Here is a 14,892-nt window from a genome sequence, read left to right as displayed (position 1 = left end):
TAATGAAAATAATTAACGCTCGCTTACGTCATTCCGATGGACTCCATACAATAGAATGCGAACAAGGACGCTTCACTAACATCATACCGCAATCTGCAACCATCAATGACGAATGTGATATCGATGCTAAGCAACAATTAATGTGTCCGCCATTTGTCGAACCTCATATTCATCTCGATGCGGTACTCACCGCTGGGGAACCGCGTTGGAACAAAAGTGGAACTCTATTTGAGGGGATTGAGTGTTGGGCAGAGCGCAAACAGATGTTGGACGAAGCGGATGTACAGTCACGTGTTCTTAAAGCAGCAGAACTACTCATATCAAATGGTGTTCAGCACGTTAGAACTCATGTCGATGTCACTGATCCGAGTCTCACCGCATTAAAAGCGATTGTTCCTCTCAAAGATAAACTTGCGCCGTTTCTCGATCTTCAAATCGTCGCATTTCCTCAAGAAGGCATTTTGTCCTTTCCCAATGGTAAAGAGTTAATGGAACAAGCTCTGGAAATTGGTGCTGATGTCGTTGGAGGCATTCCTCATTTTGAATTCACCAGAGAGTATGGTGTCGACTCGATGCGCTGGGTGGTTGATTTAGCTAAGAAACACAACAAGCTCGTTGATGTCCATTGCGACGAAATTGACGACGGTAACTCTCGTTTCCTTGAGGTATTAGCCACAGCCGCATTAGAAACAGGCATGACATCAAAAGTCACCGCGAGTCATACGGTTGCCATGCATTCCTACAACAATGCTTATTGCTCCAAATTATTCCGTTTATTGAAGATGTCGGGCATTAACTTTGTGTCTTGCCCGACCGAGAATATTCACCTTCAAGGAAGGTTCGATACCTTTCCTAAGCGCCGTGGGATCACAAGAGTCAAAGAGTTACGCAATGCAGGTATTAACGTTGCACTTGCGCAAGATTCAATTCAAGACCCTTGGTATAGTTTGGGGAATGGAAAACTGTTGCGACAAGTTGACTTTGCTCTACACGCTTGTCATATGATGGGCTACGATGATTTTAAAACAGGCCTCGACTTTATTACCGACAATGGCGCAAAGGTGATGAACATCGACCAAAGCTACGGTATTGAAGTTGGAAAGCCCGCTAACTTTATCATCTTACAAGGCGCTAACGACGTCGAAGTGATACGAGAGCAGTCTGAAGTATTATGGTCAGTGAGAAACGGTGACGTAATCCTAAAACGAGAACCGGCTATAGTGACTCAATGCCCAAGTTTTGAGGCATCTTAACGTTCATTAAAGGGGCTTAAGTAAACTAAGGTTCTTTAACACTTAACGACTTAAGCCTTCATCTTGCTGTGCTTGAATAGCATCAATGATGTTATCAACGTACCCATCGCATGAATGGATTTCGTTCTCGTTAGACGGCATAACAATAGGTTCACCGACGTGATAGAGATTGATGATAGAGTCAAACTTTGGAACAACATCTAAGTCATTTACCACACGATTGATCGCGATCTTATCGGAAAAATAGTCGGAAAACTCTTTAGTTCCAATTGGTGGTGCACCAAACGAATATACCTTCATAATATCAGGATTCACGCCTAACTCATGTAAATAACAGCTTGCAAGTGTCGCTAACGCCCCACCCAAACTGTGACCAACAAAAACAATGTTTGTCGTTTCATTTAAGGTTTTTACATCTTTTAAAAGTTGGCTTAACATTAAGTTGTTTGAACGCGCTTTTTTACTTTTTAAAGAACGAAAAAACAGTTTAAAAGCACCGTAAAACCCTTGATGCACCCGTCCTCGACTTAAGAAATCGACCCCTTGAAAAGTCGCATTTGTCATCCAGTCTTGTGGTTTATTTGAACCTTGGAACACCACAACGATTAAACGCTTATTGGTTTGTTTATCGATCTTACTTAAATACAAAAACTGAAGGTCGACGACACTTTTCTTACCTTTAAAATAAACATAGAGTTGATGCAAAAATCCCCGACTCAACATCCCTTTATGACTGGCTGTTGAATGGTAGTAATACGTATCAAAATCGTAATGACGTGCGAGCGTTGTTTTCACCATTTCTTCTTGTGAATACATTAAACACGCAAGCTTGGCGAGAGGAAGTGCGCCTAAAAAATTAAACTTATTATCAAAAGAGACCGCCATCTTAGTGGGCAATCCGTTACGCTCTAACTTAACTTTCCACGCTAATTGGATCGAATTTTTTAGAATAATTTTAAAAGTAGGAAATGGAGGAATGATATTATAAGCGACCGGAACCACGAGTTTATCATCTTCTAGCTCGATGGTATCTTTGTTAACCCAGTTACCTTGCTGGTCGAGGATTTCAATTTCACTACCCGCTATTTCAGAAGGAAAAAGATCCCCAAGCGCACACGGTTCACAATTGGGGAACGAAATAATATGAATGCCTTCATCTAGTTTGTTCGTATAGATTTCACTTTCCCCTTTACGCCGAATTTCACGGTTATAGTCGTTTAAAAATCAGTGATGTATTGATACCACCAAACGCAAAGTTATTGGTCATAACATATTCACAAGACATACTTCGGCCCTCAGACTTAATGTAGTCTAAGTCGCCACAACGACTATCCACCGAATTAAGGTTTAACGTTGGCGCAAACCAATCTTGATTCATCATGTTGATGGTCAACCATGCTTCGACAGCACCACATGCACCTAATGTATGACCAAAATAGCTTTTCAAACTTGAAATTGGCATACGGCTACCGAAGACATTAAATGTCGCGTTAGTTTCTGCAATATCCCCTAATTCCGTTGCCGTTCCATGACCATTCACATAACCAATTTGTTCAGGTTTTAGGTTTGCGTCCTTAAGCGCCATTTCCATACAACGTTGCATGGTCTCCGCTCTTGGTTGGGTAACATGGGCCGCATCACAGTTTGTCGCAAACCCAACGAGTTCCGCAATAGGCTTCGCTCCACGCGCCATGGCATGTTCATAATCTTCTAAAATAAGGGAGCCAGCACCTTCACCAATAACTAAGCCATCGCGATCTTGGTCGTAAGGCCTAGGACTTAGGTGAGGCTGATCATTGTATTGGCTAGTAGCAAATAACGTATCAAATACCGCGGCTTCGGTTGGACATAGCTCCTCTGCTCCACCAGCAACCATTGCTTTTTGAATTCCAAACTTGATTGCTTCGTAGGAATAGCCAATGGCTTGAGAGCCCGATGTACATGCCGATGAGGTTGGAATAACCCGGCCACGCAGCCCAAAAAAGAGCCCAGTGTTAACAACAGTAGTATGCGACATCATTGCCACATAAGTGTTTGCATTTATGTTACGAGTGCTGTGATCTAAGAGCATTGTCGCAAACGCAGATACCGGTCCGGTACTACCAGTCGATGAGCCAAATGCTATCCCTGTTGATCCATCAGTTAAAACATCTTCACCAATCAACCCCGCCTGCTCAAGCGCATATTCGGTAGCTCTTGTTGATAACAAAGAAACTCGCCCCATGGAGCGAATACGTTTACGTGTATAATGCTTTGGCAGTTCAAAATTTTGTATTGGGGCAGCAAGACGAGTTTGCAGCCCATCGTACTTATCCCATTCATCCATCGTGACGACAGCATTTTTATACTGACGTAAACCATTCCATACCGTTGAAAGGTCTTCGCCTAGTGCTGTAACACCCGCCATTCCGGTGACGACAACTCTATTCGTCATTAATACAAACCTCCATTGATACCAATTACCTGACGGTTAATATAACTCGCATTCTCAGACATCAAAAATGCGGCTAACTCTGCAACCTCTTCTGGTTTACCCATTCGCTGAACTGGGATCTGAGGCATGACTCTATCGACAACATGCTGCTCTACCATTCCTGTGTCGATTAAACCTGGTGAAATACAGTTAACCGTAATTTGCCTACGTTTGTTACTCAATTCTAATGCTAGTGCTTTGGTTGCCCCAATAATTCCAGCCTTGGCGGCAGAATAATTGACTTGCCCACGATTTCCGATTTGACCGCTTAATGATGACAACGTAATGATTCTACCCTGCTTTAGTCCAATCATAGGCATAATCAGTGGGTGTATGACGTTATAAAAGCTGTCTAAATTTGTATGGACAACACCACGCCACTCATCACTTGTCATAGATGGAAATGCATTGTCGTTAGACATACCCGCGTTATTGACCACGCCATAATAGCCGCCATATTGTTCAATTTGGTCTTCGATAATCGCTTTACACTCTGCTTGATCAGCGATGTCAAATTGTACAATACGACATTGACCACCTTTGGCTTGAATTAGCTCCGCGGTCTCTTGAGCGCCTTGCTGATCGCGACCATAGTGAATGGTAACAATGAAATCATCTTCTGCTAATCTCATCGCAATAGCTCGACCGATACCTTTACTTGCACCAGTAACCAACACATTTTTCATATTCTCTAACAGCCTATTACTCATTATTATTCATTGCGCTTAACATGCTATCGGAAGCGATAACGGTATTGACCTGACCAGATGCAATCGTTTCTTCGGCTTCATCACAAATAACACATTGGTACACCGCCATGTTTTCATCTCGTATTAATTCAGTCGCACAAATCCGATATCGTTTGCCTTTAGTAAAACACCCAGAATTATGCTGATAACGCCTCGCCCCTAACAAAAAGCCTATTGGTGGTTTTTCACCGTCTGCAGACGCTTCGATTCCGCCTAATGCCGCCACCGACTGAGCCATGTATTCTATTCCAACTTGGCCAGGGACGCCGTTGAGTTCATCATCAAAAAGAAAACTGCTTTCATTAATGATGACCTCACATGTTATCGATGTATTTGTGTGTTCAACGACCCGATCCAATAGAACCATCGGGGCACTATGAGGAAGAAGTTGTTCGATCGCAGGGTATAATTTTGAATTCATGATACTACAGTGTTTTCTTTATAATAAGTGAGACGTTATTGCCACCAAACGCAAAGGAATTTGATAATACCACTTTTGGCTCAACGATGAGTTCTTCTTCAACAAGTTGAATTTGTGGAATATTTGTATCCAGCTTTCGTTGCGAGGGCCATTGTTTGGGTAACGGTTCGTTGGGATGTCTAAGAATTAAACAACCAATCGCGATCTCCACCGCACCAGCGGCGCCTAAACAGTGTCCTGTTAATGCTTTAGTAGAACTAACGGGGATAGACGTTGAAAATAGATCTGAGATTGCTTTACTTTCCATCGCATCATTTTGTTGAGTTGAAGTGCCATGGGCATTGATATAGTCCACCTGCTCTGTCGAACATTGCGCATTAGCTAGTGCTTGTTGCATTGAATCGTACGCACCAGATCCACAAGGTAGTGGGCTCGAAAGGTGATGAGCGTCAGACGATTCTCCATAACCAGCAAGTTCAATGTCACTCTTATCAGCGGTTAAAATAAATAATGCGCCGCCCTCACCAACATTGATCCCTTTTCGATCTGGGTCAAATGGCCTGCAAGGCTCGCTAGAAACTTGTTCAATAGAATCAAAGCCATTTACGGTAAGATGGCACAAAGTATCAACACCACCACAGATAACAGCGTCGCATATTCCACTTTGAATCAATTTCGCAGCACTAATGAACGCTCTCGAAGATGAAGTGCATGCGGTAGATACCGAATAAATCGGGCCCGTTGCTCCTGCTAATGAGGCGACAACTTGAGAAATATCGCCCATCTCTTGATGCTGATAAGTATAATCTTGTGGAAACTCCCCAGTTCTAACTTTTTCTGCAATCTGTTGTTCTGTTTTCTCGATACCTGATGTACTCGAACCGATGACCACGCCAATTCGATGTGACGCATAACGCTGGCGAAGTTTTGTCAAACTCGGTTCGAGTTCACTGCATAAAAAACTCGCTAACTGGTTATTGCGATTGTTAACAATTGATGCCTCATTAACATCATCGAGTTCGTGAGTAATCGTCGCAACATAGGCTTCTCTTCCTGAATACAACACTTCTTTCCAAGGCTTTAGACCTGGGGCGAGACCAGCACGCATGTTATGTAAAATAGTCTTGCTTTCGTAGCCGATGGCACAACTCACAGCCATATCTTCAATATAGACATGTTTACTCATACCTAGATTCCCACTGCAGTGTTGTCAATTGGTAGCCAATATTTGCACCATGATGGTAGACATCAATGATTCCATTTTGATTACGGTGGTCTTTATATTCTATCGTCATGGTTTGGTTTTGGTCGCCGTCTACAAATTGGCGTACGTCTTCGTTAAGAATCAATGTCCACCCTTTAGAGGAAAGTAATGGGTCAAGAGACGACGAAGGCCATAAGGCGAGCATAATATCTTGCATGATTCGTTGCGCATCGATTCCTTTCGCTTCAATCGGCAGCTTAGAGTCAAGGTCTAACACTTCACCATTCCAAGAAAGCGTAAAAGCTGGCAGCGAAAATCCGGTCAATGCTACCAATGTAACACCGCTAGGATTCACTTCTAGAATCATTCGCAAGCGATGTTGTTGACCGTCATATTCGACGTCCATTAGTTGCTGAGTTATTAGCTCTCCATGATATGACTCAGGACTCAGCAGTACTAGCTTGTCTTCAGTTGTGGTATCCGATGACAGTGTCTGATTAAAGGTCGATTGAGATGAAGAACATCCGGCAAGACCTAACAAAAGACCAACCAATATACTGCTAACTATTCTATTCTTCATTGGAACTCCTAGTGACAAGAACCGTGGGTGCAACCAGCCAGCAAGATAGAATTCCAATCCCAATCGTCATACCAAAACTGGAGATCGCATAGTTGCTCGACAACGCCATTAAACCAAAAGAGAGTAACGAGCTAACCCCCGCAATAAATACCGCCAAAATAGTATGTTCTGCTTCGCCATGACAAAGCAAAAATACACAGTAATCGATCCCAATACCAAAAATCAAAAAAAGGCCGAGTACATTAAAAAGCGTAATTGGTAACCCTAACGCAGCCGGCAACGTCGCGGCGAGTACGACGGCTAATATGGGAGGAAGGATAAGCCTTAATAGGTTTTTACGCCCAAAATATCCAAAAATAAAAATGATCACCAAACCAATGGCAACGCCCAACAATTTGGTTACGTGCTCACGATATTCACCCAATAGATTCCCGATATCATCAACATAATTAAGGTAGAACTGATTCTCGCTCAATACATCAGAATCAATATTCGCTTTGAGCCCGTCGAGCATAGTTAATGAAAAGAATCCACCTTCTGGTAATTCACCGTTCAACCGAGGCATACCTGCTTGGTCATTAAGCTTATCGAGCGGAACAAACGGCATCAATTGTGGAACTTGATTCATTCCCGCTCGCGTAGCTAAGTAAGCTCCTTGTTGATCAAGCAGCGCCTTATAAAGGTTCCAATTTTCAGTTTGACGTTTTATTGAAGGAACCCATTGTGTTGATGACGTGTACCCAGTCAGTGTTCCTTGATCGATAAGAATATTCAAATTCGCAGTTAAACGTTCTTCATCTTGTGCGATTTGTTGCAAGTCGTCACCAATCGTTATGATCCAATCTGAACCGCTTTTCGAACCAAACAATTGTTTGATATAGGCTTCCTCTTGAACAAGCTGTTGCTCTGGAGACTGCAAAATTCGAACATCATCATTCGAATAACCACGGAACATGGCAACCACGGCAATCACGGCACATAACGCGACAACAGCCCCGATATATTTCGGTTTAAAATACTGTGTAACGAAACGCGTTAATTGATGAGCAACGATAATTGCACGGTTAGAGTGTTTAACTTGGCCAAACGCCGGATAAAATAGCAAAACAGTGGCAAGAGCCCCCATCAAACCAAATGCGGAAAATACAGCCAATTGATTCAATATCGGAAGATTGGCAAAAAACAAACAGCCATATGCAATTATCGAACTCACCATTCCGACAATTAAAGCAGGCCTAAGTTTTCTTCCTACCTCGGCGCTATGGGTATGATCGGAACAACATACCTGATAGCTAAGATAGTGAAACGCGTAATCGAACGCCAGACCAATCAAACTACTTCCCATCACCAAGGCGAAGGCATGAACTTGACCAAAGCAGGCTAATGTCGCCGCAAGTCCCAATAAAACACCACTGCCCAGAGACAAGATAGTCATACCCAACGGTTTAAACTGAGCAAATAACCACAACACTACGGCGATGATCAACAACAATGCACCGCCGCCTATTATTGAAATTTCAGCTTGAGCCGATGTCATGGCACTAACCGAATAAAACCCTGCTCCCGTTCGGTAGATGTTGAATTCTTGGTTCTCAATAACACCTTCAGAACCCTCTAAGCTAATCTCAGTACTAAAAGTTTGGTGTTTAGCTGTTTTAAGTTCCAAGATAAATTGATTCAACTGAGATATGTCTTCTATCGCCTCGCTACTGTAAGCACTCTCCACCAAGGAAAGTTGAAGCATTATTTGTGTTTTATTATTCAGATGCGCAATCAACATCCCATCTTGATATTCAAATGAGGATTCACCGACCAGTTCTAAAAGATAGCGTTCAAAGGTCTGCCACGGGTCACTAAGAAAACTCTGGCCATTAATCGCTGCGGGTGAATAAAGGCGCCGTAATGCATTTTGGCTAAGTTGATCAGACTGACCTTGAGCAATTATCGCCCTATCTTGCTCTGTGATAAGTTGCTGGCGGTGTGAGAACAGTTCAGAGAGGTAACTTACGCGTTGAGTGCTATCGATAAACTCAATCGTGGGAAATGTTTCAATTTTTGTGATTAGCGCTTGGGAGGTTTGCCGAGCTTCACTATCGCTGTTCGCTTCAACAACCACTATCAAATCACGTTCAAACACTTTAGTAGCATGGTTAAGTGCGATATCCAAAGCGGGTGTTTTGGTCTCACTGGGAAACATATCAAACACGCTGGTTTGAACTGTATTACTACCTTGCAGCTTAATAGCACAAAATAGAAGCGCAACGATAAGAATAATGAACCAACTTCTACGCGCTACAACGTCACGCATTACTCTATGCTCCGCAACCATTTTGCTATATCAGAGACTTCCGATGAAGAGGTCAATTCAATATTGGTTGAGTCACCTGAAACCTCTAGTAATCTAACACTATTTAGCTCGCTGTCTTTACCTGATAGCGTGATTAATTCAAAAATACTGTCCAGTGGAGTACGCTTTGGTTTTAGGGTAAGTGACCATTCAGCATCGTCAGTTGTAAGTATGTCGCTATCATTAACCGCAACATCGAATTGATTCTGCAGATTTGTCACATTCCCCGTCATTAGGCCCGAGAAAATATCCGTCATCAAGCTAACAACATTTGTTGGGACATTTTGAAGCTTGAGCCCATCACCAGATTTGGTATACAGCTGCTGATTTTTGACCACTAAGAGATCATCAAAAGGTTGATTTTGCTGCCACACAATTCCGTTATTTGTTTCTAATTCGCCTGCTTCGATAAAGTACTCACCAGAGGAGAGTAATTTCTGACTTAGACCAGAGATGTTCTTTTCTTGCAAAAACGTGCCCATTTGTTGAGGCTGACTGCTTACCATCGAAATGATACTCGTTAGCTCGGGGGGCATCTCCTCATCTTTGTCTGCTAAGGATTCAAATGACGAAAAAGCAAATAGAGAGACCAATAAGTACGGTATCAATCGAGACATGCAGCGACCTTATCTAATAAACACTGAGGTGATGCATAGAGCATTTCATTGGTGGTCATATTGACTGCGCATTGAATGGTATGGGCTTTTACACAGGTTTTTTGAGTCGTGTGATTAAACACAACAAAATTAATTTTTAACCTATTTTCCCATTCCGATAACGTGGCAGTAACTTCGAGCTTGTCGGCGTGGCGCGCGGGAGAAGTAAACTTCATCCTCGTGTCGACAACGGGATACGATAAGCCGTTACTCTCCATATATTCGTAGGTGAACTGGAGTTTCTCCAATAATGCTCGACGAGCTTCTTCCAAATAATGGTAATAGTTACCGTGCCACACCACCTGCATTGGGTCGCAATCTTGAAAGGCCACCGTCACATACGCATTTGCACTAATCATTTAAATACCCAGTAAATTCTCGTTTAGCGATGACCGAGAGACACTCGCGAAGTTCCGCCTCCAAAGGACGATCGCCTTCGAGCAGTGGCGATATTTCTCGTACTTCTTTCATTGTTGTCGTAACTGCGCTGCTGAGTTCTGTATCGCTGAGTTGCTGTGCCTTCACTCTTAATTCAACCCCTTGAACCGAAGCAAACAAACACGCTGAGACCACTTGCTCGGTTAATTCTAACACTCGACGGCAATCTCGCGATGCGATGGTTCCCATGCTCACTTTGTCTTGATTGTGGCTCTCGGTCGAACGAGAGAAAACCGACGCTGGCATCGTATTTTTCAGAGCTTCAGCCGTCCACGCAGATACACCGATCTGTACCGCTTTAAAACCATGGCTTATCGGTAAAATATCATCTGCAGCACCGGTTAAGTTATAAGGTAATCCATTGTTAAATTTATAGTCGCACAGTTGTGCCAATTGTCTATCCAAGAGATCAGCGACATTGGCAATCGCCGTTTTTAAACTGTCCATTGCCATAGCAATATGACCACCATAAAAATGGCCACCATGGAGTACGGTTTCATTCTCGCCGTCGATGATTGGATTGTCATTAGCCGAGTTTAATTCGGTTTCGATTAACTGCCGAGTCCACGTTAACGTGTCTTCTAGAACACCGATCACATGAGGAGCACAACGTAACGAATAACGGTCCTGAAGACGATCGGAATTACGAGGTGGCAGCTCTGATGCAAGATCTTCACGTAATCGACTGGCGCACTTAACTTGTCCTGGGTGAGGTTTTACAGCGTGAAGACGCTCATCATAATGAAAGGCATTTCCCTGCATAGCAAGTGTAGTCATTGCAGTAATTCGCGTCGCCATTTCCGACACGTAACTCGCACGTTGCCAATTTAAACAAGCAATTGCGGTCATTACCGCTGTGCCATTCATAAGCGCAAGCCCTTCTTTAGGGCGAAGCGTTATTGCGTCCATTCCTGTCTTCTCGAGCGCGTCTTTTGCATCGATAACACTTCCGTTATACGTCACTTCACGCTCACCAATAAGTGCAGCCGCAACGTACGATAAAGGTGTTAAATCTCCAGAAGCTCCCACTGAACCTTCTTCAGGGATTTGAGGTAATATATCGTGAGTCAGTAAATGAGTCAGTCCTGAGAGCAACTCTCGAGAGACACCAGACTTACCAATCGCTAGTGATGCTAGACGCGCAGCAACAATTGCTCTTGTCTCTTCGGCATTAAAGTAATCACCTAAGCCACAACCGTGAAAACGAGTTAATTGCAAAGGTAACGATTGAACTAAATGCTGTGGAATTTGGACGGTACAACTATCACCGTACCCTGTCGTGACACCGTATATATCGCCATCTTCGGATAGCAAACGTTCTAAAAACGCGACAGAATTATCGATCATTCCCAAATAAGATGATTCATTGTTAAGAGCAACATTTGCTTTGCCATGAGCGATGGCATTAATCGCTTCGATTGTTATGAACTGAGAACCGAAAACCACTGACTCTATATTACTCATTATCTAACTTCCAAAAATCATAAAAATTAAACCACTGTAAGGGATAACGTAGCGCATAGCGCTCTAAGATAGACGCATACATCGCGACATTCGTTTGCAATCCCTGCTCTCGTTCACCTCTTACTAGAGGCTGGAATGGTAGTGGCTCTAGGTGTACTTCAATTTTGCCGCTAAAACAGAACCCAAACATAGCGTATGTTGGATGCTTTAAAATAGAGGCCAGTATAAAGGGCCCTAATGGGAATGGAGCTTGTTTACCCATAAAATCACTCCAAACCACTCGCTTATTTTTGGTAACAGGCGTGCGGTCACCAACGATAACAACCCACTCTCCCGCATTAAGTTTTTGCTCAAGTAGAATGGCAGTATCAGGCCCTAAGTCGGTCACTTGAATCAAGTTTAAGCTGCTGTCTTTGTTTACTGATTCCATCACCGCATTGAATTTCTCAGCGTGTTGGGTAAATACAATCGCGTTCATTTTTAGGCCGGTATAACGTTCGCTGAGTGCGCGACAAGCTTCTAAGTTGCCTAAATGACTTCCCAAGATAAGGCAACCGGTATCACTTTTAATCGCTTCTTCAAAACAGCCTTCGTTGTGTACGACAACATCATCGACACTGTATTGCCCCATCCACGCTGCGAGCTTATCTAGCATCGCTTCACCGAAGTTAAAAAGATGTCGGTAGCTACTGGCGATGGGTGCGTTATTGCGTTTCGCCACTTCTAATTGAAACTGTTTTGACGCGTTACGTGATTTATGATCGGTTAAGTAGTAATACAAGATCACCGGATAGAGTAGACTTTTAAACAATGAACGACCAAAGACCTTGTAACTCCAGAGTAAGACTTTCATCCCTAATATGGAGCCATTTTCCTTTTTACGAGACCAATGAACATTGCGCTTCCAATTACGTTTAAGCAATTGTGGTGAGCGAAAGAACATTTCAGTTATGAGCCGCGTATGAAGCCAACTGATTCGCAAATTATCTTTAAGCCCTGAGAAATGACTGATCCCATTTTCTGGATAATGTACGTTTACAGGGAGGTATTCAATATCAACACCTTGCCAATAAAGTCGGACGAGAATTTCCGTATCAAAATCCATCCGAGTACCGAGTTGTTTACGCGAGAATAATGCGCAACACATTTCGATAGGATAAGCTCGAAAACCAATCATCGAATCCTTAATCTCAAACGAAAGTGTCGATATCCAAACTGAAACATGAGTTGCGTAGCGACCATATAATCGAGCTTTAGGAACGGAATCACCATATATTGGAGCACCAGAGACCAATTTATCTGGTGAGCGCTGTGAGATTTTCAATAATTCAGGAATGGCTTTTAAATCATGCTGTCCATCGGCATCCACTTGTATCGCATGACTAAAACCAAGAGTTTGCAAGTGCTTAATGCCAGCCATAACGGCCCCACCTTTGCCAGAGTTCTCCGGTAAATGCAGTGGGGAAACAGACTCAAATTTCGAAGCTAAATCATCGATGATGTTTGATGTATTTGCGTCACTTCCATCATTAACAATCAAAATTGGCAACGCGGTCTCTTGCAGCGAATTAATTACTTCTATTAACGCTTGGCCGTGATTGTAGCAAGGGATGAGAATCGCATACTTCATCTTAGCTTTACCTTGCCCTTGGAATAAATGCTATCGAGATCAAAATAACTGAACTGTAATTTATTCTTCTCTCGTTCCCATTTAAGCTCTAGCTGTAATGCGGTTGAAGGTGAGATTGGTTTTTGATATTTCACGACCTCCATACCAGAGAACTCAAAGGGAGCTTCAAAATAGTGTGCTGCAAAATACAATGCCCAATCAAGTTGAGCGACCCCCGGTAAAATTGGGAAACCATCAAAATGACCTGAAAAATATTCAAGTTCAGGTTGAATCGTCATCGATAACACCACTCTATCGTGTGTTATTTCGACATTTTGTATAAACGGTAACTGCCTAACCATGTGACTGAAATAGTTCCAAAAGTTGTTGATTATCTATTTTACCCTGAGTATTACGAGGGATGCTATCAATTATCCGAATACGTCGAGGCAATGCTACCGATTCTGTATCTTGTGATAGATGACGCCTAATTTTTTTCCACCAGTCGCTATTTGACATATCATCAATTTTCTTGCCAACGTTTGACAAGGTTATAACAAGATTGACGGTTTGGCGGTGTCTATTTTGCATTGTAATCACCACCGCTGATTCGATTTCGGGTAGCATTTCAACAGAACGTTCAATCGCGGTAAGAGAGACGCGTTTTTCCGCAAGTTTGACCACCCTATCCTGGCGACCAAGTAAGCGAAAGTGAGTTTCATCTATCGAAGAAACTGAATCATCTGTAACGTACTCGCCTGGCTCATCAATAAATGGGGATACGATTTTGAGCCGTTCAGAGTCCTGTCGATAGCTGATTCCTGGCAGAAGCTCCCAATCTTGCTCAAGTGAGGCTTGACGGCGCCAAGCAACCCCTCCTGTTTCAGAGCTGCCAAATATTTCAATGGGCAATAATCCCGATAGAGCTCGAGTCTCTTGGCTCGTTTTATATTGCAGCGGGCCGCCTGAGCTAAACACAATTCCTGCGGAAAACTCTGCCCCTTCCGAAACCAAGTGCTCTAGCATTACTGGGCTCGCAATTAATGCAGTAGTTGGTGAGGTTAATCTAGAAAGAACATCTGCATTGGTGATAAGTTGACGTTGAAAGATTCTTCCCGATAGCAATGGCCACACAATTCGAAATAGAAAGCCATAGATGTGAAAATGTGAAACGCTGCCGACTACATGAGTGACATCAGTTATCGTTCCAAACAGGTCATCTAAGACTCCAGCTTCTCGTTCAAGTACTGCAAGTGACTTGGTTATTTTCTTTGGGAATCCGGTAGACCCCGAGGTATAGAGATCGACCTTACATGCTGCCGCATCAACTTGTATTGGGCGCCTTGACTCAGTGATATTACTAAGCATTCTGGAGTCTACTAAGATATCTGGGGAGACAGAGGCGTCGTCAGAAATAAGAATCGCATCTCTTTGATACTGCTTCAGAGTGAGCGTCGCTTGGTTATGAGGAAAAATAGCGGTTTTGCCTAATTGCTGTGCTGCGAGCATAGCAACGAGGTGTGACCATGGTTCGCGACAAGCAATAACAAAATATTGATCAGTAAAGTCCCGGCATAATTGGACAACACAGTTAACTTCATTTTTCAAATCTGCAATGCACTTATTACCGTTTGAATCGTGCGCTAAGATTGTCGTATCTCGATCAGAAAAAAGCAGTTGGTGTAAATTAGACAGCAT

At 43.0% G+C, this 14,892-nt stretch carries 14 protein-coding genes; 1 reads left to right on the top strand and 13 read right to left on the bottom strand.

Features of this window, described 5'->3' with window-relative positions; genetic code table 11:
* Window positions 1-2 precede the first annotated feature (2 nt).
* Window positions 3-1,253 (top strand): cytosine deaminase, encoded by a 1,251-nt coding sequence (codA, locus tag ACXJY6_RS03310; RefSeq protein WP_458767375.1) that lies wholly within the window; start codon window positions 3-5, stop codon window positions 1,251-1,253.
* A gap of 42 nt (window positions 1,254-1,295) precedes the next feature.
* On the opposite strand, the gene ACXJY6_RS03305 is transcribed toward codA, so the two are convergent.
* The 13 genes from ACXJY6_RS03305 to ACXJY6_RS03245 all read right to left on the bottom strand — a co-directional run bounded on the left by ACXJY6_RS03305 (window position 1,296) and on the right by ACXJY6_RS03245 (window position 14,892).
* Complete coding sequence (locus ACXJY6_RS03305; RefSeq protein WP_458767374.1) at window positions 1,296-2,138, bottom strand: lipase family protein; 843 nt, start codon at window positions 2,136-2,138, stop codon at window positions 1,296-1,298.
* A gap of 322 nt (window positions 2,139-2,460) precedes the next feature.
* Entirely contained in the window at window positions 2,461-3,687 is a 1,227-nt protein-coding gene (locus ACXJY6_RS03300) for a beta-ketoacyl-ACP synthase (RefSeq protein WP_458767373.1), read from the bottom strand.
* Window positions 3,687-4,436, bottom strand: a complete 750-nt coding sequence (gene fabG, locus ACXJY6_RS03295; RefSeq protein ID WP_456050469.1) for a 3-oxoacyl-ACP reductase FabG — start codon at window positions 4,434-4,436, stop codon at window positions 3,687-3,689. Before fabG ends, ACXJY6_RS03300 begins: the two co-directional genes overlap by 1 nt.
* The gene (locus ACXJY6_RS03290; RefSeq protein ID WP_456050470.1) at window positions 4,429-4,896 is read right to left on the bottom strand and encodes a hotdog family protein; all 468 of its coding nucleotides are present in this window, start codon (window positions 4,894-4,896) and stop codon (window positions 4,429-4,431) included. Before ACXJY6_RS03290 ends, fabG begins: the two co-directional genes overlap by 8 nt.
* A 4-nt stretch (window positions 4,897-4,900) precedes the next feature.
* Window positions 4,901-6,082: a beta-ketoacyl-ACP synthase gene (locus ACXJY6_RS03285; protein WP_458767371.1), complete on the bottom strand. Its 1,182-nt coding sequence runs from the start codon at window positions 6,080-6,082 to the stop codon at window positions 4,901-4,903.
* Window positions 6,075-6,680, bottom strand: a complete 606-nt coding sequence (locus ACXJY6_RS03280; protein WP_458767370.1) for a DUF3261 domain-containing protein — start codon at window positions 6,678-6,680, stop codon at window positions 6,075-6,077. Before ACXJY6_RS03280 ends, ACXJY6_RS03285 begins: the two co-directional genes overlap by 8 nt.
* Window positions 6,670-8,988: an MMPL family transporter gene (locus ACXJY6_RS03275; RefSeq protein WP_458767369.1), complete on the bottom strand. Its 2,319-nt coding sequence runs from the start codon at window positions 8,986-8,988 to the stop codon at window positions 6,670-6,672. The genes ACXJY6_RS03280 and ACXJY6_RS03275 overlap by 11 nt, the downstream gene beginning before the upstream one ends.
* Complete coding sequence (locus ACXJY6_RS03270) at window positions 8,988-9,644, bottom strand: LolA family protein (protein ID WP_458767368.1); 657 nt, start codon at window positions 9,642-9,644, stop codon at window positions 8,988-8,990. Before ACXJY6_RS03270 ends, ACXJY6_RS03275 begins: the two co-directional genes overlap by 1 nt.
* Window positions 9,632-10,042 (bottom strand): acyl-CoA thioesterase, encoded by a 411-nt coding sequence (locus ACXJY6_RS03265; protein WP_456050475.1) that lies wholly within the window; start codon window positions 10,040-10,042, stop codon window positions 9,632-9,634. Before ACXJY6_RS03265 ends, ACXJY6_RS03270 begins: the two co-directional genes overlap by 13 nt.
* Window positions 10,035-11,585, bottom strand: a complete 1,551-nt coding sequence (locus tag ACXJY6_RS03260; RefSeq protein ID WP_458767366.1) for an HAL/PAL/TAL family ammonia-lyase — start codon at window positions 11,583-11,585, stop codon at window positions 10,035-10,037. The genes ACXJY6_RS03265 and ACXJY6_RS03260 overlap by 8 nt, the downstream gene beginning before the upstream one ends.
* Window positions 11,578-13,215, bottom strand: a complete 1,638-nt coding sequence (locus ACXJY6_RS03255; protein WP_458767365.1) for a glycosyltransferase family 2 protein — start codon at window positions 13,213-13,215, stop codon at window positions 11,578-11,580. Before ACXJY6_RS03255 ends, ACXJY6_RS03260 begins: the two co-directional genes overlap by 8 nt.
* On the bottom strand, window positions 13,212-13,556 hold the full coding sequence (locus ACXJY6_RS03250) for an ApeI family dehydratase (RefSeq protein ID WP_458767364.1): 345 nt from the start codon (window positions 13,554-13,556) through the stop codon (window positions 13,212-13,214). Before ACXJY6_RS03250 ends, ACXJY6_RS03255 begins: the two co-directional genes overlap by 4 nt.
* On the bottom strand, window positions 13,549-14,892 hold the full coding sequence (locus tag ACXJY6_RS03245) for an AMP-binding protein (protein ID WP_458767363.1): 1,344 nt from the start codon (window positions 14,890-14,892) through the stop codon (window positions 13,549-13,551). The genes ACXJY6_RS03250 and ACXJY6_RS03245 overlap by 8 nt, the downstream gene beginning before the upstream one ends.

Source organism: Vibrio phycocola, assembly GCF_054404255.1.
This window is presented reverse-complemented; position numbering and strand designations above follow the sequence as displayed.

Bases quoted from the DNA above. Each gene is read 5' to 3' on its own strand.
- codA (WP_458767375.1), top strand. From the start codon at position 3: ATGAAAATAATTAACGCTCGCTTACGTCATTCCGATGGACTCCATACA.
- ACXJY6_RS03305 (WP_458767374.1), bottom strand. From the start codon at position 2,138: ATGGCGGTCTCTTTTGATAATAAGTTTAATTTTTTAGGCGCACTTCCT.
- ACXJY6_RS03300 (WP_458767373.1), bottom strand. From the start codon at position 3,687: ATGACGAATAGAGTTGTCGTCACCGGAATGGCGGGTGTTACAGCACTA.
- fabG (WP_456050469.1), bottom strand. From the start codon at position 4,436: ATGAGTAATAGGCTGTTAGAGAATATGAAAAATGTGTTGGTTACTGGT.
- ACXJY6_RS03290 (WP_456050470.1), bottom strand. From the start codon at position 4,896: ATGAATTCAAAATTATACCCTGCGATCGAACAACTTCTTCCTCATAGT.
- ACXJY6_RS03285 (WP_458767371.1), bottom strand. From the start codon at position 6,082: ATGAGTAAACATGTCTATATTGAAGATATGGCTGTGAGTTGTGCCATC.
- ACXJY6_RS03280 (WP_458767370.1), bottom strand. From the start codon at position 6,680: ATGAAGAATAGAATAGTTAGCAGTATATTGGTTGGTCTTTTGTTAGGT.
- ACXJY6_RS03275 (WP_458767369.1), bottom strand. From the start codon at position 8,988: ATGCGTGACGTTGTAGCGCGTAGAAGTTGGTTCATTATTCTTATCGTT.
- ACXJY6_RS03270 (WP_458767368.1), bottom strand. From the start codon at position 9,644: ATGTCTCGATTGATACCGTACTTATTGGTCTCTCTATTTGCTTTTTCG.
- ACXJY6_RS03265 (WP_456050475.1), bottom strand. From the start codon at position 10,042: ATGATTAGTGCAAATGCGTATGTGACGGTGGCCTTTCAAGATTGCGAC.
- ACXJY6_RS03260 (WP_458767366.1), bottom strand. From the start codon at position 11,585: ATGAGTAATATAGAGTCAGTGGTTTTCGGTTCTCAGTTCATAACAATC.
- ACXJY6_RS03255 (WP_458767365.1), bottom strand. From the start codon at position 13,215: ATGAAGTATGCGATTCTCATCCCTTGCTACAATCACGGCCAAGCGTTA.
- ACXJY6_RS03250 (WP_458767364.1), bottom strand. From the start codon at position 13,556: ATGGTTAGGCAGTTACCGTTTATACAAAATGTCGAAATAACACACGAT.
- ACXJY6_RS03245 (WP_458767363.1), bottom strand. From the start codon at position 14,892: ATGCTGTCTAATTTACACCAACTGCTTTTTTCTGATCGAGATACGACA.